This window comes from Mycobacterium sp., assembly GCF_035314905.1.
Classification (GTDB): Bacteria; Actinomycetota; Actinomycetes; order Mycobacteriales; family Mycobacteriaceae; genus Mycobacterium.
The window spans coordinates 1-8481 of sequence record NZ_DATFYW010000074.1 but is presented as its reverse complement, the minus strand read 5'-3'; the positions used below and the strand labels follow the sequence as shown (position 1 = coordinate 8481).

Below are 8481 nucleotides of genomic sequence, written 5' to 3'. Positions count from 1 at the left end.
ACAAGAAGTTCGGGTAGGCGCTCGTCGCCGGAGCGCGTTATGATGCAGCCTCTCTCAAGGCTGCGTCGTGGCCGCTGGTGAAGGAGCGAAATGATGACAACGGGCGACTTCGACCCTGGCGATGCGGGCGCCTACCCCGAGGCTCCCCGACCGACCCGCGGTCGGCAACCGGGCCCGCTGGGGTTGCGTTTCGTCGCGCGCCTGATCGACGGCATCATCGTCGGCCTGGTCGGCTTCCTGCTCGCCGTGTTGTTCCACGTCAGCGGCGACATCCTCATCACGGGCCTGTTCTCCGGGCTGCTCACGTTCATCTACTTCGTCGCGTTCGAAGTGACGCAGGGCTGGACGCCGGCCAAGAAGCTGTTCAATCTGAGCGTCCACGGCCCCGGCGGCGCCCCCAAACCGTCGCTGCAGCAGTCCGCGATCCGCAACGCGTTCACGTTGCTGGCGATCATTCCCTATGTCGGCGGTCTGCTCGCCTTGATCGCCTACATCGTGATCGCGATCACGATCCACAACAGCCCCACCAAGCAGGGCAAGCACGACGAACTGGCCGGCGGCACCCAGGTGGTCAAGGACTGAGCGGGTTCAGATCACCAGGCCCAACAGCAGCACGAACCCCAGCCCGGACACCGACAGCACGGTTTCCATCAGCGACCACGACTTGATGGTCTGACCTACCGTCAGCCCGAAAAACTCCTTCACAAGCCAGAATCCGGCGTCGTTGACGTGGGAGAAGAACAGTGAGCCCGCCCCGACGGCCAGAACGACCAACGACACCTGCCCGGTGCTCATGCCCTGGACCAACCCGAGCATCAACGACGACGCGGTGATGGTGGCCACCGTCGCCGAACCGGTCGCCACGCGGATGAACACCGCGAGCAGCCACGCGAGCAGGATCACCGAGACGTGAACGGTCTTGGCCCAGTCGGCCAACAGCGTGCCGATGCCGGTGTCGACGAGCACCTGCTTGAATCCCCCACCCGCCGCAACGATCAAGATGATGCCGGCGACCGGCGGTAGACCCGACTCGACGCACTTCATCATCTGGTCACGAGTCATCCCCGCGCCGCGGCCGAGGGTGACCATGCCGACCACGACAGCGAGCAGCAGCGCGACCAGCGGCCGGCCCAGGACGTCGAAGATCTGCCTGATCAAGGCATTTTCGTTCTTGATGAAGATGTCGACGATGGCCTTGCCCAACATCAACGCCACCGGCAGCAGGATGCTGGCCAGCGTCACGCCGAAGGACGGCCGCCGCTTTCGCTCGTCGGCGGACTCGTCAGCGCTGAACGTGCTTGGCGGCCCGACCGGAACCCAGCGTGCGGCCAGCTTGCCGAACAACGGACCGGCGATCACGATCGCCGGTACGGCGACGACGATGCCCAGCGCCAGCGTCACACCGAGATCCGCCTTCAACAGGCCGATCGCGGCGAGCGGGCCAGGATGTGGGGGCACGAACCCATGCATCGCCGACAAGCCCGCAAGTGCCGGGATGCCGATCGCGATCAGCGGAAGCTGCGAGCGCCGCGAAACGAGGTAAATCACCGGAACCAACAGCACCACACCGATTTCGAAGAACATCGGCAGGCCGATGATCGCACCGACAAGGGCCATGGCCCACGGCAGTGCCCGCGGCGAGGCGTGTCCGACGATGGTGTCGACGATTTCCTCGGCGCCACCCGAATCGGCAAGCAGCTTGGCGAACATCGCGCCAAGCGCGATCAAGATGCCGACACTGGTTGCGGTTTCGCCGAATCCCGCGCCGAACGAATCCAGCACCTTGCCGATTTTTTCCGCCGCGACGGCGCCGACCGTCACCGAACCGAAGATCAACGACAGGAACGGGTGAAGCTTGACGATCGTGATCAGCACGACGATCACCGCGATGCCGGCGAGCGCGGCGAGAATGAGCTGCCAGCCCGGAGCAACCGGCTGCGGCTGGCCCGCAGCGAGCACGACGGTTGCCGAGGTCATCCGGTCTCCTGCTCGCCGGTATGCGCCAAATAGCTTGCGACGATGGAGTCGATGTCCTGGGCGACGTCGATCGTCACACCGGGCTCGTCGGGCTCCAGCGGTTCGAGGGTGGCGAACTGTGACGCCATCAGCGAGGTCGGCATGAAATGGCCGGGCCGGCTTGCCTGCCGAGCCGCGATCACCTCCGGCGAGCCGCTCAGATGAACGAATTCGACTGCGGGACAATGGCGCCGCAGTTGGTCGCGATACTTGCGTCTGAGCGCCGAACAGCTCATCACACCGCCGCAGCGATGTTGGGCCAGCCACTCACCGATCGCCTCCAGCCATGGGTAGCGGTCGTCGTCGTCAAGGGCTTGACCGGCGGTCATCTTGGAGATGTTGGCCGGCGGGTGGAAGTCGTCGGCGTCGGCGAACGGTACCCTCAGCCGCTGCGCCAGCGCCGCCCCGACCGTCGATTTCCCCGATCCTGACACCCCCATGACGACGATCGGCGCGCGCATGCCGCTATACGTACCCGATTTGGCAGACCACGAGTGACTAACTTGGAGAAAATGGGCAGACAAACCGATTTGGCGCGACGGTTCTTCGATCGGTTCGAACCGCTGCACGCCGTCACATACTTCGCCCCGGAGGCTCGCGCAGCGCTGGACGCACTGGGCTACCGCGGCTTCTGGATGGGGTATTTCGCGGCGCGGTCGGCGCCGCTGGGCATCGTGCCGACCGAGGTGGTGACCGCGATCTTCTACAACTTCGCCCCGGATCGGGTGGCCAAGGCGCTGCCCGCCGCGTGGGAGGTTGCGGGCCCGGAGGCCGCGCTGGCCGCACGCGCAGCCTCGGCCGTCGCGGCGCTGCGCCGCTGCGGGGTCAACGACGACCAAGACGACGTGCTCGTCGCGGCCGAGTTGGCGGCGAAGGCGGCGCGGCACGCCCCCATCGACGGCAGGCCGCTGTTCGCCGCCAACGCGGCGCTGCCGTGGCCGGACGAGCCCGTGGCAGTGTTGTGGCACGCCGCCACGCTGCTGCGCGAACATCGCGGGGACGGCCACGTCGCAGTGCTCACCGCGAACGCGGTGTCGGGCCGGGAAGCCAATGTTCTGCACGCGGCGGCGGGCAGGGTGGAGCGAGACTACATCGCCCGCACCCGCCACTACGACGAGGCCTCGTGGAATACGCACCGGCAGCGGTTGGTCGACCGCGGGTTGCTCGACGCCGACGGGCAGCTGACGGCCGCAGGACGCGAATGCAAGGACCACATCGAAAACACCACCGATGCGCTTGCCCTGTCAGCGCTGACCGCGTTGCAGGACGGCGAAGTGGAGGCGCTGTTCCTGGCGTTGACACCGCTGACCCGGCTCGTCATCGCCGCCGGGGACATCCCGGCCAACACGCCGATGGGTCTGGGCCGCCACGATCTCGACGACGGTAGCGCCCACCTGCCGTGATGTCACAGGTTTGCGACCGACCGTCATACGCAACGTTTCAGCGCTCGGCCGGCGCCTTTTCGGGGCCGCGGCGGGCGGTGACCGCATGGATGCCGTGGGCGCCCACGGCCGCCAGCAGCAGCATCACCCACACCGCCGGGGGCGGATGCGTGAGCTCGGCGGTGAAAACCGCCGCGAACACCGGTGCGTGCTGTGTGATTCCGAGCACCGCGGCGCCGCCGATCAGCCCGAACGTCGGGATGCTGGCGTGACCGCCGAGCTCGTTGATCGCCAGCGCCACGAAGGCCCCGGTCGCCACCCCTGTCGACAGGGCGGGGGTGAGCATGCCGCCGACGGCGCCCGCCCGCAGGAACAGCGCGGTGAGCAGGGGCTTGAGCAGCACCACCACCGCGATCGGAATCAGCTTGTCGCCGCCCGACAACGTTTCCAGGATGATGCTCTTGCCGTTGCCGGGCAGCTGCGGCATCCGGATCGAACTTATGCCGGTCACCAGCCCGGCGAGCCCGACCGCGGGGATCAGCAGCCACGACGTTTTCAGCGCAGCCCGCTTGGCGCGGTCCACGATCCAGGTGAACCCCGTGCCGACGAGCATGCCGATCGGCATCGCGGCGATCGCAAACAGCAGGACCTTCCAGGTGTATCCGGTGTCGGGCCAGACGAAAGACGGCTGACCGTGGCTGAGCGGCCATACCGTCACGGTCGCGATCGACGACGTCGCCACCGCGACAAGCACGGCCAGCGGCCGCCAGCTGTTGAGCACTATGCCGAGCGCGAACAGGGTCCCCGCCGCGGGCACGTTGTAGACCGCGGCCAGGCCGGCGCCCGCCGCGCTGCCCAGCAGGATCCGCCGCTGCAGCACCGAAAGCGAGCTTCGCCTGATCACGCGCTCGGTGAACGACGCCGCGAACAACCGGGGCGCCTGCTCGCGGCCGAGCGAGGCGCCCGACCCCACCGCCAGCACCTGCAGCAGCGCGTCGACGGCCATCGGCCTGTGGTCGAACGGCCGGTCCCGGCGGATGGATTCGCCCAGACCGGGCACGGTTGCCCGTTGCCGCAGCAGCCACCAGCCCAGTCCGGCCAGAGCGCAGCCGATCGCCGGGCCGGCGATGCGCCGCTCGACGGGGGTGTAGAGGACACCGACCAGCAGGGGTCCCTCGCTGTAGCCGTAGGTGACGTGCTCGATCACGCGGACGAGAACTGTCGTCGCGCCGCCCGCAACGCCGCTGAGCACGCCGGCCACCACGATGGCCGCGGCGAACGTGAGGTAGCGCCACGCGCGGCTCACGGTGCCGGATGGCGATTCCACTCGATCCAGCCCGTGCCGCGACGTCCGTCGGAGGTGCTGACCGTGGCCCAGGCACGCGCGAACAGCGACACCCGACCGTCCGGCGCCACGAGGCGCAGCGGCCCATGGCCCAGGATGCCCGCGGTGACCTCCAGCGCGCCGGGGCTGAGCGTGAGCGTGTTGGACAACGGTAAACCATTGTCGGCGAACGCTTCTCGCGAAGTGACGGCTTGCAGTTCGGTCAGGGGCTTGGCCGGCTCCTGCACGTAGCCGATGCCGATCGGCGGCGCGCCGGGTAGCCGCAAATCCAGGCCGTGCAGGTGGGTCCCGTCGTCAAGGTGCAGGGCGCTCCAGACCCAGTCCATGCTCCACCAGTCGCGCACCCCCCACGAATGGTCGCGCTGGCCGGGCACCGCGTCGAAGTGAATCCGCTGCCCGCCCGCGCTCACCGTTCCGGATACCGCACAGGCGATCTCGTAGCGGGTCGTGACCCGGTACCGGTAGGGCGTGCCGGCGGTCGTCCACTCCAGGTCCATGCTGACGTCGATGTCGCGCCCGTGTTCGCCCCGCAGCAGCGCGGCGGGATCGTCGAAAGCCTCGCCGCGCCCGCCCAGCCGGACCCGGTAGGTCTGCAACGGCGCCGGGGCCGAGTGGGTGAACTCGAAGCGGTCAGTGACCAGCGAGAAGGGATCGTCGGACAACGGCGCGGCGAAGTCGATGACCGCGACGGTCGGCCGACCCGGACCACACAACAGCGCGGTGAACCACGCCACGCCTTCGTTCGGTGTCAGACCCAGCCGGACATAGCCGCCGACGCCCTGACGCGGGTCCGCGAAGTCGGCGTACCAGCTTTCGTTCCACATCGGCGCGGCGCCGGCCGGATGCGCGGACTCGTCGGCCGCTTGCGGCTGAAGCGGTTGCGCCACGACAGTTTCCGGCAACAAAGCCAGCGCGTCTGTGTCGAGCACATGCTGACAGTGCCGTTCGATCATCACCATGAACATCTCGTCGCCGCGATCGGTTCGCCGGACCAGCATCGGCGAGACGATCGCCATCATCACGCCGAAGAAGCTTGTCCGTCGCACGCCGTCGCGGACCTGGCCCAACGTGACCGGAGCGGAGGGACCCAATGCGTCGTGGTAGGCGGCCAGCAACTCATCGGCGATCGCGCGGCGAACGTCGGACGGCAGCGCGCAGCCGAGGAAGTACGACAGGTCCGTCATCGCCGCCCCCCATGTCACCGTTTGCCAGTCGACCACGGTCAGTGGGCGGTCGGCGCCCGGCTTGCCGAACAGCAGGTTGTCGAGGCGGTAGTCGCCGTGGACCAGGCCCTGCGGGCCCTGGCCGGCGGCCAGGTAGGCGTCGAAGCCGGCCACCAGGCGATCGCAGACGACCTTGTGGCCAGGCGCGATCCGGCTGCCGTAGCGCTCGATGAAACCGGCGTACAGCTGCGCCAAGAGGCCTTGATTGACCGGTGGCTCCCGGTTCAGCCAGTGCGCACCCGCAAGGTTGGGGTCGCCCATCGCGGGGCCCTGCAGCCGCCCCAGTTCGGTGACGGCCAGCCGCGCCCGTTCGGGCGTCGTCCCGGCGATCTCGTCACCGACGTCGGCGGGACCCGCGTCGCCGAGCAGCAGCGCGAAGGTGCCTTCGGCGGCGTCGAACGATGCGTGATAGCACGGCGCGATCGGACCACACAGCCTCGGCGCCACCTCGGCGTAGAACCGCACCTCGCGTTCGTAGAGGCCGAGTGCCACACCGGTCTGGCGGCTCATCTGATCTGCGGCTGCGACCTTCAGTACCACCGACGCGGGAGCCGTGACACCGACGTCGTAATCCAGCGTGACGCGGTAACACTCGCTCATCTGGCCCGTTCCGATCCGCTCGATGCGGAAGCCCGACACCGGCGCGCCCAACACGCTGGTCAGCCACCCGTTGGTCAGGTCATCGGGGCCGGCGATCGTGCTCTGGTCGGTTTGCATGAGTTGACCCTAGGGTCAGCGGCGGCGCAGCACACCACGATTCAGCGTGCGCGGGGACGCATGACCCGAAAGCGCCAGTGTCAGGTCCACTTCGGAGAGCAGATTCCGGATCACCTGCTGCACACCCTCGCCACCGCCGAGGGCCAGCCCCCACAGATAGGGCCTGCCGAGAAGCACCGCCCGAGCGCCGAGCGCGAGCGCTTTGACCACGTCGGCGCCGCTGCGAATTCCGCTGTCGAACAGCACGGTCAGCTCGTCGCCCACCGCGTCGACCACGTCGGGCAACGCGTCGAGCGCGGCGATCGCGCCGTCGACCTGCCGGCCGCCGTGGTTGGACACGACGACCCCCCGAACGCCGCGGTCCCGGGCCATCCGGGCGTCGTCGGGATGGAGGACGCCCTTGAGCAGGATCGGCATCGCTGTCAGCGACCGCAGCGTGTCGAGATCGTCCCAGGTGACCGCCGGGTTGCTGAACACGCTGACGAAGTGCAACACCGCCGCGGTGGGGTTCTCCTCGGGCGGCGCGGGCAGCGCCGCGCGAAACACCGGGTCCGACAGGTAATTCGCGATCCCGACCGACTGCAGGAACGGTAGGTAGGCGGTCTGAAGATCGCGCGGGCGCCAGGCCAGCAGGTTGGTGTCGAGCGTGACCACCAGCGCGCGGTAGCCCGCGGCCTGGGCACGGCGCACGAAGCTGGCGGCCAGCTCGGGATCTTTCGGCCAGTACAGCTGGTAGAACCGCGGCGCGTCGCCGGCTGCCGCGGCGATCTCCTCCATCGGATACGAAGCGGCGGTCGATGCGACATACCCGACGCCGGCCGCGGCCGCGCCCCGGGCGGACGCCAGTTCGCCGTCGGGGTGGATGATCGACTGCACGCCGACCGGGGCCAGCAGCACCGGCGCGTTGTGCTCGACGCCCAAGATTTCGGTGCGCATGTCGCGGACCGACACGTCGCGCAGCATCCGCGGCACGATCCGGTACCGTCCGAACGCTGCACGGTTCTCGCGTTCGGTGTCTTCGGTGCCGGCGCTGCCGAACACGTAACCGTGTGCGCCGGCGTCCATCGCCGCCGACGCGGCGGCCTCCAGCCCGGCCCAGGTCATCGGGAATCGCGGCGTCTCGCCGGCCATCCCCTTCAGGTAGATCTCGTACTGGTAGTTGCCGAACGGCGTGACCATGGTTTTCGCCTTCTAACTGGGCACTTCCCAGACATCGCCAAGATACCAGAGCGGCACAGCGTTGTATGTCAAAATATCGCTATGGCCCAAACTTTGCCAGACCTTGCGGCGCTGCTGCCCTCGTGGCAGTTGGCAATGCGCGCCGAACGCAAGTCCCCTAAGACAATCAAGTCCTACACCGAGGGGGTGCAGGCTTTCCTCCGCTGGTGTCAGACCACGGACACCCAACCCGAACTGACCGCGACGACCGTGCAGGCGTTCGTGGCCGACCTGTTGGACCAGGGCGCTGAGGCGGCAACGGCGCTATCGCGACAGAAGGCGCTGAAGCGGTACGCCGTGTGGCTGGTCAGCGAGGGCGAACTAGATACCAACCCGCTGCTGGGGCTGAGGTCGCCGAAACAGGACCACAAAGTCGTCCACGCGCTCACCGACGACGAACTGAAGGCGTTGATCCGAGCATGCGCCGGCAAGGATCTGCGGGACCGCCGCGACGAGGCGATTGTGCGGCTGATGGCCGAAACGGGTCTGCGCGCGGGCGAGGTCGTCGGGCTGCAACTGGCCGACGTGGACCTTGACCATGGCCTTGCCACTGTGCGCCGGGGTAAGGGCGGCAAAGGAA

8 protein-coding genes are annotated in these 8481 nt (G+C 68.2%); 3 read left to right on the top strand and 5 right to left on the bottom strand.

Annotated features, from left to right (window positions below):
• Window positions 1-93: 93 nt before the first annotated feature.
• Window positions 94-582, top strand: a complete 489-nt coding sequence (locus VKG81_RS05820) for an RDD family protein (protein WP_324394893.1) — start codon at window positions 94-96, stop codon at window positions 580-582.
• Window positions 583-588: 6 nt separating this feature from the next.
• Here the strand turns inward: VKG81_RS05820 and VKG81_RS05815 are convergent, their stop codons facing one another.
• Together VKG81_RS05815 and VKG81_RS05810 are read right to left on the bottom strand one after the other, a co-directional pair.
• On the bottom strand, window positions 589-1977 hold the full coding sequence (locus VKG81_RS05815) for a gluconate:H+ symporter (RefSeq protein WP_324394892.1): 1389 nt from the start codon (window positions 1975-1977) through the stop codon (window positions 589-591).
• Entirely contained in the window at window positions 1974-2477 is a 504-nt protein-coding gene (locus VKG81_RS05810; RefSeq protein ID WP_324394891.1) for a gluconokinase, read from the bottom strand. Before VKG81_RS05810 ends, VKG81_RS05815 begins: the two co-directional genes overlap by 4 nt.
• A gap of 51 nt (window positions 2478-2528) precedes the next feature.
• Between VKG81_RS05810 and VKG81_RS05805 the strand changes: the two genes are divergently transcribed.
• A complete protein-coding gene (locus tag VKG81_RS05805; RefSeq protein ID WP_324394890.1) occupies window positions 2529-3419 on the top strand; it encodes an SCO6745 family protein in 891 nt (296 codons plus the stop codon).
• 37 nt (window positions 3420-3456) lie between these two features.
• Here VKG81_RS05805 and VKG81_RS05800 read toward each other — a convergent pair whose 3' ends face one another.
• Genes VKG81_RS05800 through VKG81_RS05790 form a run of 3 tightly spaced genes read right to left on the bottom strand, consistent with a single transcriptional unit; the run spans window position 3457 to window position 7862 of the window.
• Window positions 3457-4704: a chloride channel protein gene (locus tag VKG81_RS05800; RefSeq protein WP_324394889.1), complete on the bottom strand. Its 1248-nt coding sequence runs from the start codon at window positions 4702-4704 to the stop codon at window positions 3457-3459.
• Window positions 4701-6683, bottom strand: coding sequence for a phosphotransferase (locus VKG81_RS05795; protein WP_324394888.1), 1983 nt, complete (start codon window positions 6681-6683; stop codon window positions 4701-4703). Before VKG81_RS05795 ends, VKG81_RS05800 begins: the two co-directional genes overlap by 4 nt.
• Before the next feature lie 15 nt (window positions 6684-6698).
• Entirely contained in the window at window positions 6699-7862 is a 1164-nt protein-coding gene (locus VKG81_RS05790; protein WP_324394887.1) for an alpha-hydroxy-acid oxidizing protein, read from the bottom strand.
• Window positions 7863-7943: 81 nt separating this feature from the next.
• On the opposite strand from VKG81_RS05790, the gene VKG81_RS05785 reads away from it, so the two are divergent.
• The coding region (locus VKG81_RS05785; protein ID WP_324394886.1) for a tyrosine-type recombinase/integrase at window positions 7944-8481 on the top strand (538 nt) is incomplete at its 3' end.